The organism is Oceanobacillus sp. FSL K6-0251 (assembly GCF_038004725.1).
Taxonomy (GTDB): domain Bacteria; phylum Bacillota; class Bacilli; order Bacillales; family Amphibacillaceae; genus Oceanobacillus; species Oceanobacillus oncorhynchi.
On sequence record NZ_JBBORS010000001.1, the window covers coordinates 4,355,902 to 4,379,594 of the forward strand.

Annotated in this window: 20 protein-coding genes and 1 other annotated feature; of the genes, 5 read left to right on the plus strand and 15 right to left on the minus strand. The window is 40.5% G+C overall.

Translation table 11 applies throughout. The features are described 5' to 3' along the window. Positions 1–88: 88 nt before the first annotated feature. Genes MKY45_RS21250 through MKY45_RS21265 form a run of 4 tightly spaced genes read right to left on the minus strand, consistent with a single transcriptional unit; the run spans position 89 to position 4,721 of the window. A complete protein-coding gene (locus MKY45_RS21250; RefSeq protein WP_193064789.1) occupies positions 89–1,570 on the minus strand; it encodes a Na+/H+ antiporter subunit D in 1,482 nt (493 codons plus the stop codon). Further along, positions 1,563–1,895 carry a Na(+)/H(+) antiporter subunit C gene (locus MKY45_RS21255; protein ID WP_042529233.1) on the minus strand — a complete coding sequence of 111 codons (333 nt, stop codon included), beginning with the start codon at positions 1,893–1,895 and terminating at the stop codon, positions 1,563–1,565. The genes MKY45_RS21250 and MKY45_RS21255 overlap by 8 nt, the downstream gene beginning before the upstream one ends. A gap of 2 nt (positions 1,896–1,897) precedes the next feature. After that, positions 1,898–2,320 (minus strand): Na(+)/H(+) antiporter subunit B, encoded by a 423-nt coding sequence (locus MKY45_RS21260; protein ID WP_341173381.1) that lies wholly within the window; start codon positions 2,318–2,320, stop codon positions 1,898–1,900. Next, positions 2,307–4,721 (minus strand): Na+/H+ antiporter subunit A, encoded by a 2,415-nt coding sequence (locus MKY45_RS21265; RefSeq protein ID WP_084612812.1) that lies wholly within the window; start codon positions 4,719–4,721, stop codon positions 2,307–2,309. The genes MKY45_RS21260 and MKY45_RS21265 overlap by 14 nt, the downstream gene beginning before the upstream one ends. A gap of 1,296 nt (positions 4,722–6,017) precedes the next feature. On the opposite strand from MKY45_RS21265, the gene MKY45_RS21270 reads away from it, so the two are divergent. Further along, positions 6,018–6,710, plus strand: a complete 693-nt coding sequence (locus tag MKY45_RS21270) for a universal stress protein (RefSeq protein ID WP_042529227.1) — start codon at positions 6,018–6,020, stop codon at positions 6,708–6,710. 90 nt (positions 6,711–6,800) lie between these two features. On the opposite strand, the gene MKY45_RS21275 is transcribed toward MKY45_RS21270, so the two are convergent. Then, on the minus strand, positions 6,801–7,595 hold the full coding sequence (locus MKY45_RS21275; protein ID WP_341173382.1) for a carbon-nitrogen family hydrolase: 795 nt from the start codon (positions 7,593–7,595) through the stop codon (positions 6,801–6,803). Between the two features lie 204 nt (positions 7,596–7,799). Between MKY45_RS21275 and MKY45_RS21280 the strand changes: the two genes are divergently transcribed. After that, positions 7,800–8,429: an NUDIX hydrolase gene (locus MKY45_RS21280; protein WP_042529223.1), complete on the plus strand. Its 630-nt coding sequence runs from the start codon at positions 7,800–7,802 to the stop codon at positions 8,427–8,429. Positions 8,430–8,487: 58 nt separating this feature from the next. Here MKY45_RS21280 and MKY45_RS21285 read toward each other — a convergent pair whose 3' ends face one another. Further along, entirely contained in the window at positions 8,488–10,356 is a 1,869-nt protein-coding gene (locus MKY45_RS21285; protein WP_193064793.1) for an ATP-dependent DNA helicase, read from the minus strand. 611 nt (positions 10,357–10,967) lie between these two features. Between MKY45_RS21285 and MKY45_RS21290 the strand changes: the two genes are divergently transcribed. After that, entirely contained in the window at positions 10,968–12,029 is a 1,062-nt protein-coding gene (locus MKY45_RS21290; RefSeq protein WP_341173383.1) for an NAD(P)/FAD-dependent oxidoreductase, read from the plus strand. A 41-nt stretch (positions 12,030–12,070) separates the two neighbouring features. Here the strand turns inward: MKY45_RS21290 and MKY45_RS21295 are convergent, their stop codons facing one another. The 9 genes from MKY45_RS21295 to MKY45_RS21335 form a co-directional block, all read right to left on the minus strand. Beyond that, the gene (locus MKY45_RS21295; RefSeq protein WP_042529220.1) at positions 12,071–12,937 is read right to left on the minus strand and encodes a Cof-type HAD-IIB family hydrolase; all 867 of its coding nucleotides are present in this window, start codon (positions 12,935–12,937) and stop codon (positions 12,071–12,073) included. 119 nt (positions 12,938–13,056) lie between these two features. Further along, a complete protein-coding gene (gene argH / locus MKY45_RS21300; protein ID WP_341173384.1) occupies positions 13,057–14,448 on the minus strand; it encodes an argininosuccinate lyase in 1,392 nt (463 codons plus the stop codon). Further along, positions 14,445–15,698: an argininosuccinate synthase gene (locus MKY45_RS21305; protein ID WP_193064796.1), complete on the minus strand. Its 1,254-nt coding sequence runs from the start codon at positions 15,696–15,698 to the stop codon at positions 14,445–14,447. Before MKY45_RS21305 ends, argH begins: the two co-directional genes overlap by 4 nt. Before the next feature lie 332 nt (positions 15,699–16,030). Then, positions 16,031–16,621: an SDR family oxidoreductase gene (locus MKY45_RS21310; RefSeq protein WP_341173497.1), complete on the minus strand. Its 591-nt coding sequence runs from the start codon at positions 16,619–16,621 to the stop codon at positions 16,031–16,033. Positions 16,622–16,770: 149 nt separating this feature from the next. Next, entirely contained in the window at positions 16,771–17,031 is a 261-nt protein-coding gene (locus MKY45_RS21315; protein ID WP_042529212.1) for a hypothetical protein, read from the minus strand. 576 nt (positions 17,032–17,607) lie between these two features. Continuing rightward, positions 17,608–18,441 carry a phosphate ABC transporter ATP-binding protein PstB gene (pstB, locus tag MKY45_RS21320; RefSeq protein WP_042529210.1) on the minus strand — a complete coding sequence of 278 codons (834 nt, stop codon included), beginning with the start codon at positions 18,439–18,441 and terminating at the stop codon, positions 17,608–17,610. A 49-nt stretch (positions 18,442–18,490) separates the two neighbouring features. After that, positions 18,491–19,381 (minus strand): phosphate ABC transporter permease PstA, encoded by an 891-nt coding sequence (gene pstA, locus MKY45_RS21325; RefSeq protein ID WP_042529208.1) that lies wholly within the window; start codon positions 19,379–19,381, stop codon positions 18,491–18,493. Position 19,382: 1 nt separating this feature from the next. After that, entirely contained in the window at positions 19,383–20,327 is a 945-nt protein-coding gene (gene pstC, locus MKY45_RS21330; RefSeq protein ID WP_193064798.1) for a phosphate ABC transporter permease subunit PstC, read from the minus strand. An 81-nt stretch (positions 20,328–20,408) separates the two neighbouring features. Then, a complete protein-coding gene (locus MKY45_RS21335; RefSeq protein WP_042529204.1) occupies positions 20,409–21,368 on the minus strand; it encodes a PstS family phosphate ABC transporter substrate-binding protein in 960 nt (319 codons plus the stop codon). 416 nt (positions 21,369–21,784) lie between these two features. Then, positions 21,785–22,054, plus strand: a binding site (T-box leader). A gap of 159 nt (positions 22,055–22,213) precedes the next feature. Between MKY45_RS21335 and MKY45_RS21340 the strand changes: the two genes are divergently transcribed. Further along, positions 22,214–23,065 (plus strand): SAM hydrolase/SAM-dependent halogenase family protein, encoded by an 852-nt coding sequence (locus tag MKY45_RS21340; RefSeq protein ID WP_042529202.1) that lies wholly within the window; start codon positions 22,214–22,216, stop codon positions 23,063–23,065. 49 nt (positions 23,066–23,114) lie between these two features. Further along, positions 23,115–23,669 carry an ECF-type riboflavin transporter substrate-binding protein gene (locus tag MKY45_RS21345; RefSeq protein ID WP_042529200.1) on the plus strand — a complete coding sequence of 185 codons (555 nt, stop codon included), beginning with the start codon at positions 23,115–23,117 and terminating at the stop codon, positions 23,667–23,669. The last annotated feature ends 24 nt before the right edge of the window (positions 23,670–23,693 follow it).

Genomic DNA, 23,693 nt, shown 5'->3' on the forward strand with positions numbered 1-23,693 from the left:
AGCATCACCACCTTGTTTATTAGAAAAACTGCTTCAGAGGTATTCATGCACGCTCCGAGGGCACCCGATAATTCGGATTTCATCCAGACTAATTCCCTCCAAGTACTGCATCAATATAAATTTGCGGGTTTAATAATGTTTCTGCTGCATCTTGAACATAAACAGACATAGATTCAGCGCCTAAGCCCAAAGCAATCGTCCCTAAAGCTAATATACACATTGCAACGCTCCAGCCTTTCTTTGCTGGCGCTTCTTCGTCTTTACTGATAATCGTTTCTCCCCAAAAGCTTGTTAAGAAAATACGCATCAAGGAGTATAGAACAAAGATACTTGAGATAAACGCAAGGGCTAATAAGACATATGCGCCGCCTTCTACAGCACCTTCCCCAACAAGGACTTTACCGATAAATCCGCTTAATGGCGGAATTCCAGCTAAAGATAATGTTGTCAGGAAGAACAGCCAGCCAAGCAGCGGGTGGTTCTTGATCAGACCGCTGATTTCATCCATTTTCGTCTGTCCAGTCACTGCAATCATCGTTCCTACCAGTAAAAATAGGGATGCTTTTATAATAATGTCATGAATCAAATAATAAATAGATCCTTCTATAGCAGCTGGTGTTGCAACAGCCAAGCCAACGAGAATAAAACCAACTGCAATGACCACATTGTAAGAAGCAACTAATCTGAGGTCCTTATAAGCAACTGCTCCAATGCTTCCGCCGATTAAGGTCAGACCTGCTAAAATTCCAATTATCGTGTGCGTCATTTGCGGTTCGTGATAGAAAATCAAGGTAAACATACGGAACATCGCATAAATTCCAACCTTTGTCAGCAGCGCTCCGAACATAGCTGCGACTGGAGTAATTGGAACAGAATAAGAGCCCGGCAGCCAGAAATATAAAAACAGACCTGCTTTTAATGCAAAAACGGTTAAGAAAACTATACTGACAACAGTTAATGTCGCAGTCTGTCCATTTTCTGCAACACGCTCTGCTATATGCGCCATATTTAATGTTCCGACCGATCCATATATATATGCAATAGCTACAAGGAAAATCCAAGAGGAGACAACATTAACAATGACATATTTTATCGACTCGCGAAGCTGTCTTTTTTTGCCGCCAAATACGATTAACACGTAGGAAGCAAGCAGCATAATTTCAAAACAGACAAACAGGTTGAAGATATCCCCAGTCAGAAAGGAACCATTTACCCCTGCGATAAGAAATAAAACAAAAGAATAATAAAAGTTCTTTTCAAAAGATGGTTCCACAGAAGAAAACGAATAGATTAAACATACAGCAGCAACAATACTTGCCGCCAGTACCAGCAGCATGGAAAAACTATCTGCTACAAATAAGATTCCAAAAGGAGGCTCCCAGCCGCCAAAATCAAGACGTAAGACGCCATTTTGCTGAATCAGATGCAGCACATATGCGCTGATTCCGATATTCGCAACAAATACGAGCAATGACAGTCCTCTCTGCACCTTCACATAAGGCCTCAAAAATAAAAGAATAATCCCAAACAGGACCGGCAGTGCCATGGGCATAACAATTAAATTACTCATCCGGCTCCCCCCTCAGCTCATCTAATTTATCTGTTCCAATCTCTTGATATGTTCGATAAGCGAGAACGAGAGACACCGCAGTTACCGCAAAACCGATAACAATTGACGTTAAAATCAATGCCTGCGGGAGTGGATCTACCGGATCCCCTTCGCCGACAATCGGCACTGTTCCCGTTTTTAATTCTGCAAGCACCATAATGAGAAGATGGGCTGCATGGGTCAAAATCGCAGTACCGATAATAACGCGGATCAAACTCTTTGACAGCAAGAGATAAGTTGCTACTGTAACTAATACGCCTGCCAGGATGGTTACTAACGTTTCCATAATTACTCATCCTCACTAATACTTAATAAGATTGTTACCACAACACCGACAACAGCAAGAGCAACGCCAGCTTCAAAAATCGTCACTGTTGTCAGTTCTATTTCCCCGAAAAAAGGGATATCGAAATAATCAAAGGCCTGTGTTAAGAAGTTTGCACCAAACACCAATGCGCCAAACCCAGTGCCCACAGACAAGAATGCACCAAAAACAGCTACCAATTTAAAATCAATAGGAAGACCTTTTTGAATGGTTTCAATATCGTATACAATAAATAGCAGTACCAGTGCAGATGCAAGTACCAGCCCGCCGCTGAAGCCGCCGCCTGGACTATTATGACCTGCGAAAAATAAATATACTGCAAGCGTCAGAATGATAAAGAAAACAAGCTTGGCCACTGTACGAAGGATGACGTTATTTATCTTCAATCTGATCACTCTCCTTCTTGGCCTTCACCCGGATCATTGTATAGATACCAATCCCTGCAATTAAGAGAACGACTACCTCTAACATCGTATCAAATGCACGGAAGTCCCCTAAGATGGCATTCACCATATTATTTCCTCCAGCAAGTTCATAGGAATTCTCAAAAAATCCGGAAATTGTATCAAATCCTCTGTTCCCTTGAACACCTAATGCTACAGCCGTAAATACGACACCGACACCGATAGAGATAAACAGGTTGATACTCTTCGTTTTCTTGGACGTATTTTCTTTTTCCAGCTCAGGCAAGAAATAATACGCTACAAGGAATAAAACAGTGGTTACTGCTTCAATAACGGTTTGTGTCAGTGCTAAATCAGGTGCACGCAGCAGGACAAAAAGAATCGCAATTCCAAAGCCCAAAATACTATTTAACACAATCGCTGTCAGCCTGGACTGTGCAAATAAAATTGTAATCCCGGTTGCCATCATAGACAGCACAATAAGCCATTCAAAAACCGAAATCGTTGCATTCTCCGGCAGTGTAAATTGGTATGCCTCTGTATAAATAAAAGTTCCGCCGACCACCAAAATAAAGAAAGCAAAAATATACACCATATAATCACGTAAGTAACGCGTCATATATTTATTTGTAATAACTGTTGATTTATCTTCCATCTGGTCTAATACAAATCCATAAAACACATTAATTGATCTTTTCTCTGGAAACAGATTATATATACCTGACCAATATTTTCTCGAGAAGAATAAGAGAGCCCCAAACAGTACGACACCGATGGTCATAAATAATTCAGGTTCAAAGCCATGCCACGCATAAATATCCGTTCCTAAATCTGCACCTTCTGCAGCAAAGGTAGGAAAGATTCCGCTCATCGCAGGTGTAATCAGATTCTTTCCAATCACATTTGGCACAAAGAAAAATATAATTACAAGCAATCCTAATACAATCGGTGAAATCAGCATTCCCGGCTTTGGTTCATGTGCCGGATGCTCCAGCTTTTCTTCTTTATATGGACCAAGGAACGTTTTCACAACGAATACAGTGGAATAAACAAATGTAAAGACACTTGCTATCCAGGCAACAATCGGAATAATAATCCCCCACGTTCCTAAGCCGAAGAAGCTTGCTTCCGTAATATCTAAAGTAGATATAAAGAACATCTCTTTACTCAGAAATCCATTAAACGGAGGTAACCCTGCCATGGACATACTGCCGATTGTTGCAATCGTAAATGTAATAGGCATAAGTGTAATGAGTCCGCCCAGGCGGCGAATATCCCGGGTACCAACACTGTGGTCGACAACACCGACAACCATAAACAATGCGCCTTTAAACGTCGAGTGATTCACTAAATGGAATAACGCCGCAAAGGTTGCCCCTGTATATACCATCGATTCATCGGAATATCCAAGATGAAGCGCTGCGGAACCCATCCCAAACATACTCATAATCATTCCAAGCTGGCTGATGGTTGAATAGGCCAGCAATGCTTTTAAATCGGTCTGACGGACAGCATTAAAGGAGCCCCAGAAAAGCGTAAATATCCCGACACCAGTAACCGCCCAGAACCACACAGCTTCCCCGCCAAAAACCGGTGTGAAACGAGCAACCAGATAAATACCCGCTTTTACCATTGTAGCCGAGTGCAGATAAGCACTAACCGGTGTAGGTGCTTCCATCGCATCCGGAAGCCAGATATGGAACGGAAACTGTGCTGATTTCGTAAATGCTCCAAGCAGCACAAGCAGCAAAGCAGGAATAAATAAAGCATGATCGCTAATTGACGCCACTTCAGCAATTACCTCGCGGATACTCCACGTATTTGCCATGGCACCAATCATGATAAAACCAACCAGCATCGAAATCCCGCCAGAAACCGTGATAATCAATGATTTCTTGGCACCTTCTCTGGAACGCTTTCGCTGATACCAGAATGCGATCAACAGGAAGGAAGAGATACTTGTTAACTCCCAAAATACATACAAAACCAGCATGTTGTCTGACATCACAACGCCTAACATTGCTCCCATAAACAGCATAAGGTATGTATAGAACGTACCTATTGGTTCTTTCAACGAAAGGTAATAAATAGAGTAAAGAATTACAAGTGCTCCCACTCCGGAAATCAATAATGCCAAAGTCAGACTAAGTCCATCCAGGTAAGCCGTTATATTGATTCCATAGCTCGGAATCCAGTTTATTGTCTGCACAATTGCTTCTCCGCCTGAAATATCCGGGATGAGCGAAGCAAGATAAATGAATAAACCTGTCGGCACCAGAATGACGAACCAGCCTACATGGATGTTTTTTATATACTTATATAAGAAGGGTATAATTGCAGCAGCCAGAAATGGGATAAAAATAGCCAGTACTAAAGTCGACAAACGAGAACCTCCTATCATTTCATTGTTTTTCTTATTTTGTGATTATGTTAGAAAACCAGATGGTTGCCAGGTGTTTAGGCATCAATCAAAGTTTGGGTTCAAGCAGCAAAAAAGGTTAAAATTTCTCACCTGTTTAAAAAGTCCGCACATATTTCCTCCAGACAAGTATGCTATTTACTAACTACCCTTTAAAACGGGGGAGAAAACGACCATTCGAATAGGCGAGATTGCTCGTTCTTTGCCTTCATAAGGATGGGCAGGCCTGGATTTTAGGACACAAGGTAAGGAGCTTTGTGACAGCTTCTTTAAAACTGCGGTTTTTCTTATACTTTCTAAACAAGCAATATACAATGGTTATTTTGTCCGTAAAATGCTAATCTAATAATAGAAAGCCTATTATTGGCGAAAGTATATATAAATAGCTGCAGGCCCCCTTCAGCATATTACGTTACTGAATAGAATAAAGACGATAAAGTGGTTGAACCAATGCATTAAAAATAGAGAGAAACTCAATTTAATCAAACGGAACATAATCCGCCTGTTTTTTCTTTTCCCCTTGTGAATGGAAGCTTGAGTTAATCAGGAAATGTAGTGACCGTTTTTCCAGCCATAATATTGATAAGGGAGAACCGTTCGTAAAAACTCCCACTGAATCAACGTTTTGTTTTATTATTTCAATACCCTCGCAGGGAATGACGGACACTCATGCTGTGTTAAAACGTGGTAAAATAATAAGCCTTTCATGTAGTAAGAGCAAAGGCATTATGAGGTGTTAAAATGGTTGTTCAAAAAGTCTGACAAAGTCAGTGCAATGCTGCAGCATTTGTCGTTCGGGCATTTTTACAAAGCTTATTGGAACACACACTAAACATGACGTCTTCATAATCACACATAGACATTATACAAGAATTTATCCTTATTTGCATGCATGACGTTGTGACACCTCTATAAAATTTCATTTTGAGGTATTTTCCTATCTCTCTTCAGCAGCGAAGACGTCTTTATTAAATTTACTTGCAACTTCTAAGAAATACCTGTATAAAGGACTTTACAGTGAAAAAATCCATATAGAATAAATATTTTTCATCTAGTACTATACGAATCTAAAAATACATGTTAAAATGATACGGTTTAAAGGATATGACTACCTTCAAAAACCTATTACAAAAGGGATTAAACCTTCTTCTGACAGGTTAAATTAAAAGTGAAACCATTCTGTTCCTATTCGGATATATATAGATGTTTTAAAAACGAAAGAAAAAGTAAATGACTATTAAAGAAAGGTGCGTAGAAGCGATGAAAAAAATCAGAGGTCGTATGGATGAAAGTATTTTAGTATGTGTTTATTATGGTCCTAATGGAGAACGTCTAATCCGCCGCGGTCATAAATTAGCACAAATGATGGATTGCCCACTATATGTTTTAACAGTAGATCCCCTTCCTTATGATGAATTTGATGCAGATAAATCTGGCTTTGTTGAACATTGGAAGGAATTGTGCGAGGAATTAGACGTAGAGGAATTTATTATACGTGACAAAGAGAAACGTTCTGTAAAAGCAATTAAAGACGTAGCACATACGTACAATATTACACAAATTATTATTGGGCAAAGCGCACAAAACCGTTGGGAAGAGATTACAAAAGGGTCTTTTGTCAACGTGCTTCTTCGTGAGATTTCTTTTATCGACCTTCACATTGTTTCTGTGGATCGTACATTAAAAAGTACGGATGATACGATTTACGAAAAAGGCGTACGTGCATTTATTCAGGAAGACGGCGAAGTGCCCGGACAATATCGTCTGAAGTTCACTCGTTCCAAGCATAATCTGTACGAGGGAATCTTCTACAAGGAAATTGGTACGGACTTTAATAACGGTGTATTCAAATTCGTAAACAACAAAGGGAAGACTTCCCAAGTGCATATCACAGAAAATGTTTGTACAGGTGAATTAAAAGAACCGCCTAATATTGATAAATCAATTCATTAAAAAAGACTCCCTGCGACGGTGATTATCCCTTGAAAACCGGTTATCTTCCAGTTTTTCAAGGGACGCACTGACAAAGGAGTCTTTTTTATATTACCAGCCTTGATACATTTCCGGCACTCTGCTTCTAAAGACAGGGACTTCCTCACGTATACGGTCCACGTTTGAAGCAGCGATTGTTTCAATCAGTGTTTCTTCCTGTTCTTCGGACCCTTCCTGGACAATCGTTCCCCACGGATCAACAATCAGCGACGTTCCGCAAAATGCGACACCATCATAAGCTCCTATCCGATTACTGGATATAATATAACATTGATTTTCAATTGCCCGCGCCAGTTGAAGCGCCTTCCAATGATCCTTGCGTGCGGATGGCCATTCTGCGACAACATAAATCACTTCTGCTCCAGCCAGAGCCAACTCCCTTGCTAACTCAGGGAAACGAAGATCATAGCAGATAATCAGCCCCATTTTGATCCCATCTAACTCAAATACACGCGCCTGTTTTCTTCCGCCTGTTAAATATGCCGGTTCATTCAGCATCGGGACGAGATGGATTTTATCATACGTATAGACCTCTTCCCCCTCGTTATTAACAACAAGCGCTGTATTATAGATTGCATCCTCTACTTTATTCGCAAATGATCCGCCAATAATATGCACCTGATACCTTTTTGCCAGCTCCTTCAAAAAGCTCCTCGTAGGCTCTCCATCCAAATCAGCGATTTGATCTAATTGGTCCAACGTATAGGCTGTCGTCCACATTTCCGGGAGAACAACGATATCAGGTTTATCTTCCTTAACCTGTTTTATCAGCCACTCCTTCACATGTTTGCGATTGCTCTCCGGGTCGCCGGGAACAATATCCATTTGATAAATAGCATGTTTCATTGCATACGCACCCTTCTCTTATTTATTCTTATTCTATCAAAAGCGATAACTATTTGAACGTTCTCTATATAATTATCATCCTATCTCTACGAATACGTGTCAACTTACACACATAATCTGTCATGTTAATCGATATACATGACAGTAATCCAAAAGCATACTAGAATTAATATATGACACGAATGATGAAAAGGGAGGATACGCATGCAGATAGAAAATATTCTGAATCATTTAAGGGATCGCACTCCGGCATTAATGGGCCACAAATACTTTAAACGGTCTTCTGTTTTAATTCCTTTGGTTGAATTAAATGGAGAAACCCATATCCTTTTTGAAGTCCGGTCCAAAAACCTAAGAAGCCAGCCTGGAGATGTTTGTTTTCCCGGAGGTCGTGCAGACCAGGATGACAAGCATCCTTCCCACACCGCTATACGGGAAACGACGGAAGAGCTTGGTATTTCAGAACAGGATATTTCCGACCCGATTCCGCTTGATTATGTAGTGAATGACTTAGGAAGAATTATATATCCTTTTATCGGAAGGCTGAAGAGTATAGAAAATATCCAACCCAGCCCGGATGAAGTGGATCATATTTTCACCGTTCCGCTTTCCTTCTTTTTAGAAAATGAACCAAAAAAATATAAAGTACATTTAGAAATAAAGCCCGAGGATAATTTCCCATACCATTTGATTGTCGGCGGAGAGGACTATGAATGGCATATCAGGACGATGGAGGAGCTTTTCTACCAATATGACGACAATACCATCTGGGGGCTGACTGCGAAGGTTTTGAATCATTTTATAAGCTTAATTGATACGAAAAAGGACCGTTGATACGGGGTTTCTCGTATCAACGGTCCTTTTAAAAACAAATAAAATGCTGATAGAACAGCTAAGCTTTTTTCCAAATATGAACGATTCCTTTATCCTGCTCTGTACGAATCAAACGGCCGATGCCCTGTTTTAACCGAAGTTCCATATAGGGCAAGTCAATTTCATCATACGCGTTCTTTGCATGTTTGCGTTTTGCTTTAAACACAGGATCATCTGGCGGATATGGCAGGGAAGCAATGATGACTTGTGTCAGTGCCTCTCCCGGCACATCGAGCCCTTCCCATAAATGATACGCACAGAGAACAGAGGACTTATTAAACTGGAATTCGCGGACAATTTCGCTGATTTCCTTATCCCCTTCAAACAAGAAATCAAAGGACCAGTCTTGCGTTTCTGCCCATTTCCGGAATGCCTGCATCTCTTCTTCCGAGCGGAATAAAATGAGACTGTGCCCTTCATTCTCCTGAAGCTGGGTGGCAATCCCGAGGTATTTTTCTGCTTCCTCCGAATACCCATGTTCTTTTATGGTACGAACTTCCTCATAATCAAATGGGGATTCAACAGAAAAGAAGTCATATGCATCCACACCCAGACTCTTCGCAATATATGAAAAATCTCCATTTTGAGAGAGTGTTGCTGAGGAGAAAATAAATGGAATGTTTTTCTGAAATACTTCTTCCCGAAGCACCTCCTCTACCAGTCTCGGCATGATAACCAGACTGCTTTGGTCGCCGTCCTCTTCCAACCAGTAAACTCCCTCATCATCCTTTAAGAAAATTGATAAACCATACGTGAAAAATTCCAAGTACTCTTCAATAATTTTTGTATGGTATGCATCCATGGTGAACAATTCCGCATCAAAAACTAGCTGTTCTAACAGCTCTTGAACCATCTTCTCTAATTGAACTGCCATTTCACGCATTTTCGTATCTGTTGGAATTTCAAGTCGATTGGAGCCTTCTACACGCACAGCTATTTCTGAAATATAATCAAACCAGTCATCATGCAGCGCCATGATATCTTCGGCTAATTGCAGTGATTCTTCCCGCACATCCTGCCCTTGATAGCCAGTTAAGACATTGGTGATATTCTGATAGTTGAAGCGGTAGGTCAATCCTTTTTGGGCTGAAAACTCTAATAAATGCCCTTCATCAAAAACAACCGCACTGGCTTCCGGAAGCAATGGCAGCTGCCCTTCCCTGATTCTTGATTCTTTCGTCCAGACATGCTCCATATAAAAATCATGCGAGCAGATAATCAAATCTTTTGCATGGCGGTAATAATCACGATGCAATGTCTGCGCACTGCGATGTCTAAAATCACAAGTCGCACACTGCTTCAACGGGTCCCAGCCAATCTGTTCCCATTGCTTATCCGAAAGCCATGGATAATCTTTCCTGTCTCCATAAGGATAAAAAGACTGCATCGAGACACCTTGATCGAACACAAAGTCCGGAACAGAGTCATGTACATCAAGAATTTCTTCATCCTCTGTATATTCGGACAACGGATCCAGCTTCTTCATGCACAAATAGTTTTCGCGTGCTTTTGCCAAACGGACGTCTACCTCTAAGCCCAGCGCTTTTTCCAGCTTATCAATATCTCCGCCCTCTTTGACCAGCTGCTCAATCAATGTTTCATCCGCACAGGAAATAATCACAGGCTTTCTCTGATAGCGGGCATAACAAATGGCATATAAGAGATACACGATTGTCTTCCCCGTACCAACTCCTGCTTCTGCAAAAATGGTCTTTTTATGCTTAAAAGCCTGTTCCAGCTGAAACGCCATATAAATCTGTTCATCACGCAGCTCAAAGCCTTGTTCTGGTAAAATATCATAAAAAACATCGCCGATATAATCTCCCAGGCGATCAAAAAAATGCTCATTTTTTGCTACAGTAAATGGGATTGAATTCATTCCTGCCATAGGCAACTCCTTTTCTTTTCTATATCTATGAAAACGAAACTTCATTCAACGGGAGTTATATTTCCCTCCCATAGAATGATTGGTTAAACTTATTGAATAAAAAGCACTCTTAATCGTACCATTATTTCTAAAACTCTAGCAAGCTATTCATTCCGGGCGAAATAATTTAATTTTTTTGAATAAATTATCCTTTTCTCAATTGCAAACTGCTGCCTCAATCTTAATGACATCGCCTTCATAATTTGTTACGCTAGTAAACGGAAGAGAGATTGTTTCAAAATGTCGAAAGTGGAGAACATTTGGAGCTGAACGCGGTTATTTTTAAATGAAAATGCATTCATATTTTACTACCGTTTATCTGGCAGTATAACTTCGATTGCTTTAGGAGTTTTTAGGGAAGCGGCTGCTCGGTCATATCCCCGGGTGCATACCCTTGTGTTACTATTTGCGTTTTGTTGGAGTGATTTATCGCATCATTTTGATGGGGGCGCGTCATCACCGTACCATTCTGTCGGAACATTTCATTTCCTGCAGAGAATCACCCGTAAAAACTCCCGCCGAATGACGTTTCGTTTTATATTTCTTCACAATTTAAATAAGGGGTGTACACAATGAAAAGAGTTGTTCTTGTTGGAGGTGGATACGGCGGTATCAAGACGCTGCTCGGCCTTCTCAGCCAAACATTAGCCGATGATATACATATCACTGTTATCGACCGTAATCCATTTCGCTCGCTAAAAACAGAGTTCTATGCGATTGCTGCAGGAACTTCAGCCGATCATGATGTTCGTGTTGATTTTCCAGCTGATTCCCGGGTGAACTATATTTTTCGGGAAATCATAAAAATCGATACGGAAAATAAACAAATTATTATTCAAGATGAAGATTCCATTGTTCCTTATGATTATTTAATTATCGGCTTAGGCTGTGAAGACAATTACCATGGAATCCCGGGGGCAGCAGAATTCACAGAAAGCGTTCAAACCTTTGCAAAAGCCAGAAAAGCAGGAGTGGCAATAGGAAATTTGAAAGCTTATGGAAAAGTATCTGTTATCGGTGCAGGATTAAGCGGGATTGAGGTGGCTTCAGAAATCCGGGAAAGCCGGCCAGACTTAAACATCCGTCTGCTTGACCGCGGTAATACGGTATTAAAACCACTGGACAGCAAAATTCAATCCTATGTACAAAAATGGCTGACAGAAAACAATGTCGATGTGATACATAATTCAACGGTAGAATATGTAGAACAAGACGGCGTTTGCAATAATGGCGTTTGTTATTTAAATGATGTGACCATCTGGACAGCAGGTGTACAGCCGAATTGGCTTGTACGTGAACTTCCATACAGCAAGGATAATCACAGAAAAGTCGTTGTCAATGATTTTTATCAGGTTCCAGAGGATCCATCTGTGTATGTGCTGGGAGATTGCGCATCCAGTGAACACTCGCCAAGTGCACAGCTGGCCGGCCTGCAGGGAGAACAAATTGCAGAAATTCTGCTTGCTATTTTAAATGAAAAACAGCCGAAAAAACCAAAACCTATTAAACTTAAAGGAACCTTGGGCTCCTTAGGCAAGTCAGATGGTTTTGGAAATATGGCCAAGAAGCCAATGACAGGCTTATTGCCAAGACTCGCAAAATCAGGCGTATTATGGTTAAGTAAACGCCATTAAATAAAAAAATGCCGGGCAAGGTAAAACAGCCCGGCATTTTTCTATTTATTAAACTCCGCCAGCATCTCTTCAATGGCTTTGGCAACACCATCCTGCTCATTTGTCACCGTCTCGTATTGGCATAACTGCTTAATTTTATCTGCAGCATTACCCATCGCGACTCCGCGGCCAGCCATTTCTAACATGCTTGCATCATTCCAATTATCTCCGATTGACATCACATCCTGCATAGACCAGCCGCTGTCTTCTATATACTTTTGAATGGCTAATCCTTTTTGGGCTTTAGGATGATTAAATTCCAGATTCGTCTCTCCGGAAGATGTAATTACAGCCCCTGTCTCATCACGAAGCTTTCTTTTTGCGCCCTCCAGCTGACTCTCCTCAAAAGCAAAAGAAAGGATTTTATAAACTTCCGTATCCTCATCCTTCACTGCTAACTGCAGATTTTCAATAAAAGAAACCTCTTCTAATTGAAACCGCTGCTCTACCATTTCACGCATTTCCCTCTCAGATATATTCGGATGAGTTGTGTGCAGGATATCCATGAGGATATCTAAAAAGTGTTCCCGGCTTTCAGAAAGGACGCCTTTATCTGTAAATAATTCTACATACATCCCCAGTTTGCTGCATTCATCGACAATACGTGCAGCTGCCTGTTTATCCATTGGAATACTATTGATTACTTTTCCATTTTCCTGATAGGTTACTGCGCCATTCAAGCTGATAATGGGACAATTAATCCCGGCAGCTTGAAGCGGCGTATTCGCTGCCTGATAGGACCTGCCTGTTGCAGCAATAAATTCCACGCCTTTATCCATTGCTTTTTTTACTGCTTGTGCATTCGCTTCACTGATTACGCCATTTTCATTAAGCAAGGTTCCATCCATATCTGATGCAATTAATTTCATAATACATTACCGCCTTTACGACATTAGAAAAACTTGAATCTATTGTATTTTTTTTGCGTAAAATAAAGGAACCCATCTGCTGACTCTATGGGCTCCAATCATTTTACTTCTCGTATATACTATACCTTATTTACATCAGATGATTCCAATAATTGCTCTGCCTTTTCAATTTGGTCTAATACACTGTTTTTGGCTGTTCCGCCTGCAGCAGCTCTTGCATTAACCACTGTCTCCGGCTTCAGCGCTTCAAATATATCTTCTTCCACCACATCGGAATATTGTTTGAATTCCGCTAAGCTCAAATCCAGCAGATACTTGCTGGCTTGAATACAGTTTAAAACCACCTGGCCAACAACCGCATGCGATTCACGGAAGGTGAGTCCCTTATTCACCAAATAATCAGCCAGATCCGTCGCGTTGGAATAATCATTCGAAACCGCCTTATACATGCTTTCTTTATTTACTTCCATGGATGCAATCATTCCGGCAAAGAGCTGTAAAGCGCCCTTCAGCGTTTCATGGGAATCAAACATCCCCTCTTTGTCCTCCTGCATGTCTTTATTATATGCGAGAGGCAAGCCTTTTAACGTCGTCAGCATTCCAATCAGATTGCCGTAAAGACGACCTGTCTTGCCGCGGACAAGCTCTGCCACATCTGGATTTTTCTTTTGCGGCATCATGCTGCTTCCCGTTGTATACGAATCATCCAGCTCGACAAAATTAAATTCGGCACTGGACCACTGCACGAGTTCTTCACAAAGACGTGATAAATGCGTACCGATCAACGAGCCATTGGACAGGAATTCGACCACAAAATCACGATCACTGACAGCATCCAGGCTATTTTCACAAATTCCGTCAAAATCAAGCTGCTCTGCTACAAAAGCACGATCAATCGGAAAAGTTGTGCCTGCCAGTGCCCCTGCACCTAATGGCGATTTATTCACACGCTTCAAGCTGTCCTCCAGACGCTCCACATCACGCTGAAACATAAATACGTATGCCATCATATGATGGGCAAATAAAACCGGCTGCGCACGCTGCAGGTGCGTATATCCCGGCATAATGACATCAATGTTTGCCTTCGCCTGCCCGATAAGCGCCTGCTGAACTGATTTCACGAGCACAATCAGCTCAGATATCGCTTCTCTTGCATACAGCCGCATATCCAACGCTACCTGATCGTTTCTGCTGCGCCCAGTATGAAGCTTTCCTCCTACTGGACCAATTTCTTCAATCAGCAGTCTCTCGACATTCATATGGATATCTTCATCTGCTTCTGATAATTCAGCTTCTCCAGCCTCAATTTTGGACAGAACCTTTTTCAATCCTTCGGTAATCTGCTCTGCGTCCTCTGCCGGTATAATATCGCATTTCTTCAGCATTGCAACGTGAGCCAGACTGCCTTTCACATCATATTTCGCTAACTTCTGGTCAAAACGAATCGACGAGGTATACTCGTCGACTAGTTCATTCGTTGGTTTTGTAAATCTTCCACCCCATAATTTCACGGATTAACAGCTTCCTTTACCTCTAGTTTTACTTTCTCAATCGATTTATTTCCTTGAGGGCCGTTGACAGAGGCATGTACCTGCGTCGGCAGTCCCCATAGCTTAATAAATCCTAGTGCTGCATCATGGTCAAAAGCATCAGCTTTGTTATAGGTTGCTAAGTCAAAGTCATATAAGGAATTTGCAGATTCTCTTCCGACAACTTGTGCATGCCCTTTGTACAGCTTCACTTTTACTGTACCAGAAACATGCTCCTGTGTCTTCTCAATAAAGGCCTGCAAGGCTTCTGTCAACGGGGAATACCATAAGCCGTAATAAACTGCCTGTGACAGCTTCTGCTCTACTACCGGTTTAAATTCCGCTACTTCACGAGGTAAAGTTAATGCTTCCAATTCCTGATGTGCATTAATCAACGTCATTGCTGCCGGAGCTTCATAAATTTCTCTTGATTTGATACCTACTAAACGATTCTCCACATGGTCGATTCTGCCAACACCATGTTTACCGGCAATTTCATTTAGTGTTAGAATCAATTCATCTAAATCCAGTTTTTGACCGTCTAATGAGACCGGCTTCCCTTGTTCAAACGTAATCTGCACCGTTTGCGCTTCATCTGGTGCATCCTCTGGTTCTTGGGTTAAATCATATGCATCCTTTGGCGCTTCTGCCCATGGATCCTCTAAAATGCCGCATTCATTACTTCTTCCCCATAGATTCTGGTCAATACTGTATGGACTGTCCTTTTTAATTGGAACCGGAATATTATGCTCTAATGCATATTCAATTTCTTCCTCTCTCGACATTGCCCATTCACGAACTGGCGCAACAATCTTTAATTCAGGGTTTAGCGCTGTAAAGGCAACGTCAAAACGAACCTGGTCATTTCCTTTTCCAGTACAGCCATGCGCTACAGCCACTGCACCTTCTTCTTCAGCGATATCCACCAATATTTTTGCGATCAATGGGCGCGATAATGCCGAAATTAATGGATATTTCCCTTCATAAAGCAAGTTGGCCTTCAATGCCGGCAATACATATTCCTCTGAATAAAGCTTTTTCGCATCAATCACATATGATTTGATAGCACCTACGTCCAATGCTTTTTGCTTCACGAAGTCCAAGTCTTTTCCTTCCCCAACATCCAACGCTACTGCAATCACATCATAATTATATTTATCCTGTAACCATTTCACCGCTACAGATGTATCTAATCCTCCAGAATAAGCTAAAACGATCTTGTCTTTTGCCACTTAAAAAATCCCCTCTCGTAAATGTGCTGTTATCGAATTATTATGCATCATTATGTATAATAATGCAAGAGGTATTTTAAAATTTTTTTATTTTTTTGAGGAATTCCGCTTTTATCCAGTCAAGACACGTAATTTCTAGGTTTTTTATTCGTTTCTGGTAACATAAATAATGGGATAAATGAGCGTTTGTATAGAAAAAGTATCCTTTTGTGTGGAAATGATTATGTATATTTTTTTTACACAAAAAAGACGCTCTTTCTAGAAAAGAACGCCTTTTTTCCACGCTGTTACGGAAAACCATCCGGGAAATTCCCGAAAGCTACAGCTTTATTCTATATTTTCCCTACCGCATCATGAATAGAGTCTACTCCAGTAATTAAATCAAAGCCTTTTTGATACGTATTTTCAGCTTCAAGTGCTTCCACAATGACGGCTGCTACATCTTCACGCGGAATGCTGCCCCGCTCCAAATTTTCTCCTGCCAGAACTTTTCCTGTACCTGGTTCATTCTGTAATCCGCCTGGACGGACGATGGTATAATCAAGTCCGCTTTGTACCAATGTTTCATCCGCAAAATGTTTTGCCACCATATATGGCTTAATTGGACTGTCTGCCCAGCTGTCCCGGTTATTCGCCTGGAATGCACTCACCATCACAAATCGGTTCACATTGGCTTTTTTCGCAGCTTCAATCGATTTTACTGCACCGTCTAAATCAATGAGCAATGTTTTATCCGGGCCGGTCTTTCCGCCGGAGCCAGCTGTAAATACCACTGCATCTACATCTTTGATAGCACTTTCTAAATCTGAAATACTACCTTCTAAATCCGCTAGAACAGCAGGAATACCTCTATCTTCTAATTCTTTTTTCTGTCCTTCTTTGCGAACCATGGCTGTCACCTCATGCTGTTCATTTGCATGCAGCTAGTTCACCAGATGCTTTCCAATCTGTCCGTTCGCTCCAATGACAAATACCTTCATTTCTCACAACTCCTTTTAATCATTCTTTATATTATCATGTTCCCTTGTATAAAATATCCAAACACGGATTTGTACTTTGAATTTTATTAAGGTTAGGAAGTTATTATGGCTATCATAATTACTATAAAGAGAAGAATGGCTAACATTATTTCGATTGCTCCGTATCGCTTTTTATTTTGATTTATTTTCATGATTCCTTCTATCAATCCTAGAATAGCTAAACCTATGAATACGATTAGGGGCACAATAAGAGATGTTTCTCCATCAGAGTTAAAATTAATCATTAAACTGGAGAATGCAAGAACAATAAAAACGATCCAAGTAATGTACATTCCTCTTGTAATAGAATCCATTTTTATAAAAAACCCCTTTAGCTCATGATTACTCATCGTCTAAAAAGGCTTTTCTATGCTACTATTCTTTACCTTTTTGAGCGGAGAAATAAACATCTACAGATTATAGGCGGTGCTTACAAAACCAAAGAATCAGGTTTTCTCTTTTGTATGAAGGGAAGAATGGTTATATATGAAATTAACTCTAGCAACAGGGGATGGTAACGGTGTCTTCCGCTAAAAAAAGTTTTATTGCAAGCGCATTTATTTACTTTTTCATATCTATTTTACATGTGTTCTACTCAACCATTTGGATATATTCCATCAATCTATTGGCTTTAACTGTTTTTATCATTTTATTGTTATTCACCTATACCAGTTTCACGAACAGAAGGTATGTCCATCTGTTTGTAGCCTTGGTTATTCTTGTACCGCCCGCATTTAAAATCATTTATCCATTTATTTCTTAATTCAAGTCTGGCGATAAAAATCCGATATGCTTCTATCATAAAAAAACACTGTCACTTAACACTAAACTCAAATTCTAAAATAAAAAGAATGACCCGGAAAGCCATTCTCTAACGATGTCTTATTCACTTATCCAAATCGTCCAGAAATATAGTCCCCTGTACGCTGATCTGTCGGGTTATTGAAAATGTGGTCAGTTTTATCATATTCAATGATTTCCCCATTTAAGAAAAATGCCGTCTTATCAGAAATACGGGCTGCCTGCTGCATGTTATGCGTTACGATAACAATTGCGTAATCTTTCTTCAATTCCTGTACAAGCTCCTCGATGCGCAAGGTTGATTTTGGATCCAGCGCCGAGGTCGGCTCATCCATTAAAATCACGTTGGGTTCCACTGCCAAACAGCGGGCAATACATAAACGCTGCTGCTGTCCGCCCGATAACCCGTATGCATTATCACCCAGACGGTCCTTTAACTCATCCCAGATAAATGCGCCGCGCAGACTGTTCTCCACAATTTCATCAAGGACCTTCTTATTTTTAATGCCGTGGATTTTAGGTCCATAAGCAATATTTTCATAGATTGATTTCGGAAACGGATTTGCTTTTTGAAAAACCATTCCGACCTGTGTACGCAAATCCTCTACACGAAAGGATTTATCTAAAATATTTTTCCCTTTATACGTTATCTGACCGGATGTTTTCACAATGGGAACCAGTTCCACCATCCGGTTCAATGTTTTCAAATACGTCGATTTCCCACAGCCAGAGGGGCCGATAATCGCTGTCACTTCTTTTTCTTTGATATCCATATTTATATTTTTTAAAGCATGTGTTTCCCCGTACCATAGGTTTAACCCTTTTGTATCATAAACGACCTCTTTTGGCACTTCCGGTTCATATCTTTCATTGGGGTTTCTTACAAGCTTTAAATTAATTTGTTTCTCCATTACCGTACTCATAGAATAATCTCCTCTCTTTATTTAACCAATTTAATTCCGTAATCTCCCATTAGTAGCGCTGCTGAAACTTATTCCGAATCAAAATAGCGATAGAGTTTAGTAAGAACAGTAAAATCAATAACACGATAATCGTTGCTGCTGCCAGATTTGCATATTCTGCTACAAGGGAGGAATCAATCGTCCAATAATAAACTTGCATCGGCAATGCCGTAAATGTATCAAAAACACCGGACGGAAACGGGATTAACAATGCAGGTATACCAAGAACAGTTAACGGAGCTGTTTCTCCAATTGCGCGTGATAATGCTAAAATTGCTCCCGTTAAAATACCAGGTAATGCCGCTGGTAAAATAATACGGCGCACTGTCTGCCATTTTGTTGCTCCCATGCCGTAGGATGCTTCACTAAGCTGTCCCGGCACTGCCCGCAGTGCTTCCTGTGCTGCCACAATAACAATCGGAAGTACAAGCAATGCTAAGGTTAATCCGCCTGCTAAGATAACATTGCCAAATTCGAGAGTACGGACAAATAACGTCAGACCTAACAATCCATACACAATCGACGGGACGCCTGCTAAGTTAGAAATATTTGTTGCAATAAAGGACTGAAGCTTGCCCTTCTTTGCATAAAGCTCCAGATAAATGGCTGTTCCTACCCCGATAATCATAGTTACCGGAATAACTACCACCATCAGCCACGCTGTTCCTAAAATAGCTCCCATAATCCCTGCTCTGCTTGCGTCTGTGGATAGGTGATTCATCAGAAAATCGATATTGATATATTCGATTCCCTGCGTAAAAATACGAACGAGCAATACAGCCAGCACAATCAGACCGAATAATGTGGAGGCAAAGAACAGACCTTTAAAGCCAGTATTTTTTCGTACACGGGATGACATACGTTTCTCAACAAGCACTGCATCCATATATCTCGTAGCCATCTTAGTACTCCTCTCTAAACTTACGTGAAATATATTTTGCTAATAGATTCATCATTAACGTAAAAACAAATAAGGTTAATGCAACGGCATAAAGACTATAATAAATAGTCGTTCCTGCTGCCGCTTCCCCGCCTGCTACCTCTACAATATAAGCAGTCATCGTCTGCATCGACCCAGTAATATCAAACGAGAAATTCTTGGAGCTTCCACTGGCAATAGCTACAATCATCGTTTCCCCTATTGCCCGGGAAATACCAAGCACAAAGGAAGCAATAATCCCTGACAGTGCTGCTGGAATAACTACTTTAAATGTTGTCTCAAGTTTTGTTGAGCCAAGTGCTAGCGCTCCTTCTCTCATCGAGTTTGGAACAGAAGACATGGCATCTTCTGATAACGAAGCAATCATCGGAATAATCATGACGCCCATAATGATTCCCGGGCTAAGAATATTGGTTGCTTCAATAGATGGAAAAATCATTCTTAGTAAAGGCGTTACAAATGTAAAGGCGAAAAATCCATAAACAATTGTCGGTACGCCGGCTAAAATCTCTAATAACGGCTTCAGCACTCTCCGAACATGATCAGGCGCGTATTCACTTAAATAGATTGCCGACATCATCCCGATTGGCCCCGCTACCAGCATTGCTATCACTGTTGAGATAATGGTTCCGTTTAACAACGGCAGTAATCCAAATTCAGGATTTTGGCTTAACGGTTTTAACACAGTCCCTGTAAGAAAATCAAGAATTGGGACATTCCGAAAAAACGCAACCGATTCAGCAAACAGCGTATAAATTATCCCAACTGTGGTAAGAACCGATATCGAAGCAATAATTAATAATAGAATTGGTATGAACCGTTCTAATTGATTAAAAAATTTGCGCTTCTGTTTTTGTTGTTCAATCATTTTACTAACCGACATGCGGTTCTTATTATTTGCAGCCATGATGCTAGAGCCACCTTCCATTTCTTAAAATAAGAGGAAGATGAGAGGTGTTTTTACACACCGCTCATCCGTCTTCTTGTCTTATTCGATTCCTTCTAACTCTTCCAGCTGTGACTGGATTTCTTCATCTGGAATCGGTGCAAAGCCTGTCTCGCCAGCTACATTATTTGTATTTTCTAAAACGTATTTTGCATAGTCAAGCACTTCCGGTTTTTCCTGTGCTTGATTTACATTCAGGTACGTAAATACTGGACGTGTATAGTCTGCATAAGGTCCGTCCTCTGCAATCGTATCTAGAGATGGTTCAACCGCTCCGTCACCAAAGTCAATAGATACAGCGTTGATCGCATCTTGATTACTTTGATAATATCCAAATCCAAAGAATCCAATAGCGTTCTTATCTTCTGAAACCAATGTCACTAATGTCGAGTAATCTTGTTGAAGATCAATTCCACCTACTAAATCTTGTTCTTCTAAAATCTCTTCGTAAAAGAATTCATATGTTCCATGATTTTCATTTGGACCGTACGTTTGAATGTCTTCATTTGGCCAAGAGTCATCAATATCTGACCACTTCGTATATTCACCAAGGAAAATTCCTTGTACCTGCTCTGGTGTTAACTCTGTCGCCCAATCATTATCTGGATGCGTCACAATCGTTAAACCGTCTAATGCAACCTTCAATTCTTGCACTTCCATGCCTAATTCATCTGCTTTTGCCTGTTCTTCCTCTTTTATTTCCCGGGAAGCATCATTGAAGTCCGTTCCATTTTCCACTAAGAATTTTTCAAAACCTGCGCTTGTCCCGGCACGGCTAACCTCTACTGAAACGCCCTGCTGCTCATTTATCATATAATCTTCAGCTAATCTCGCCATTAATGGGTACACCGTACCTGAACCATCAATTGCTACATTACCTGATAATTCTTCACTGCTGCCAGATTCAGAATCACTTGCACTATCTGCATCGCCTGAACCGCATGCTGCCAAGAAAATTAAAATAGAAACAAAAAAGAATAAAGTAAACCGTCTAAAGCTCATTAAAGTGCCCCCTTAAATTTATCTGCATAATAGTTACTGGACATTTCTCCTCTGTCCTCACTTTGAAGTATAGAGAAGAATTATTAATATAGTTTGCAGTTAATGTAAAGAGTATGTAAATTTAAGTTTTTTACTTTAAGAGGGCTATGATTGCGGTACTTTGGAAAAACAAGATAATCCGCCGAGTGGTTTCCCCTTCTCAAGCTTGTCCTATTTCATTAAGAAAAGAATCATTTCCTTCTCTATCTTATTCTATGCACAGATGATCTATTTAGCATTCAAATTTGAAAACTGCCGAAATAGATGATTCCTTTAACAAGCCAGACCTGTTATTTCGACTTTTATCATTTTTCTAAAAATACTTGCTTTTTATATTTCGATTATTTATAATGACATTAATTCGCATAGGTTATTTATGAAAAGCGTGGAAGAGGAAAAGTAAGATTCAACTATTTTTTCACAGAGAACTTCGGCAGCTGAAAAGAAGTAAAAATACGAATCTGAACAATGGCCTCTGAGCTTCGTGCTGAAAATATCGATTGATATGAGTAGGTTCCGACGAGATTTGGTACTCGTTATCAATACCACAGTATCAAAGCTTCTTGCTTTCGTACTTGATGAGGCTGTATGTGTGAGCATACAGTAAAATAAGGTGGTACCACGTATATTCCAACCACGTCCTTATCGTTTATTCGATATGGGCGTGGTTTTTTAATTCCTTAAAAACCAACTGCTCATCGACGAAAATGCAAGCAACACAAAGAGGAGTTTCAAAAGTCCAGCAAAAATGACACAGCGAATTTTTATCGAATTTTTGAGCACATATTATTAAGGAGGAATTTAAAATGGGAAGAAATTTAGTCATTCAAACAGATTTTGGTCTTAGCGACGGAGCAGTCAGTGCCATGTATGGGGTAGCACTTTCTGTAGATTCCAAGCTCCGGGTATTCGACCTGACACACGATATCCCGCAATATAATATTTGGGAAGGCTCCTATCGCCTCTATCAAACGTTACCATATTGGCCAGAGGAAACAGTTTTTATCTCTGTAGTTGATCCAGGAGTTGGTACTGCAAGGCTGAGCGTCGTCGTTAAAACGGTGAATAACCAATATATTGTGACGCCGGATAATGGAACACTTACCCATATTAAAAAGGACATCGGCATTAAGGAAGCCAGAATCATCGATGAGAAAACAAACCGTTTACCTCGCTCAGGGGAATCCTATACGTTTCATGGACGTGACGTTTATGCCTATACAGGAGCAAGATTAGCATCAAATACCATTACCTTTGAAGAAGTCGGAGCCCCTGTTGATGTAAACGATATTGTTGAATTAACAAAACCGGAAGCTTATATAGAAGAAGATATCGTCTACGGTAATATTGATATATTAGATATTCGCTTCGGCAATCTATGGACCAACATCAGCAGAGAGTTGTTTCAAGAAATTAATGTGGCTCACGGAGATGCTTTCGAAGTCACTATCGCCAATAACCGCCAGCAGGTATATAAAAATATCATGACATACCGGCATTCCTTTGCCGAAATTCGCCTCGGAGAGCCTTTGCTGTATGTGAATTCGTTGGATAATTTAGGCGTTGCGATTAACCAGGGCTCCTTTGCCAATGCGTATCACGTAGAAACTGGGCCCCATTGGCAAATTATTATTCGCAAAGCACCGAAAATAAGCTGATTGGTATTTAATAAAATAAGAACATATCATTTAAAGGGGGAATTGGGAATTGAAGAGAAATGGGTTATCTATTAAAACAATTGTAGCAATTGGAATTGGTTCAGCAGTATTTGTTATTTTAGGGCGCTTTGCAGCCATTCCAACCGGGATACCAAATACAACCATTGAAACCGCATATGCCTTTTTAGCTTTAATGAGCGTCGTTTTTGGCCCTATTGCCGGAGGACTGATTGGTTTAATCGGTCACGCCTTAAAGGATGCCGTATTTTATGGTTCTATTTGGTGGAGCTGGGTGTTTGTATCGGTATTTATCGGCTTTTTTATCGGCTTATTCACTAGAAAAATCGATATAGAGTCAGGAATATTTGCCTCCAGACAAATCATTCAGTTCAATGTGGTACAAGCAGGTGTACAAGCGATAGGCTGGTTCTTGATTGCTCCAGCTTTAGACATATTGATTTATGCAGAGCCTGCAAATAAAGTATTTGTACAAGGCGCTTTCGCCGGTATTGCCAATATTATAACCACCGGCATTCTTGGTACGATTCTAATCGCATCTTATACAAAAACCAAAAGTCAAAGCGGGAGTCTTACCAAAGAATAGTATCTGTTGCCGTTATCTGATTTC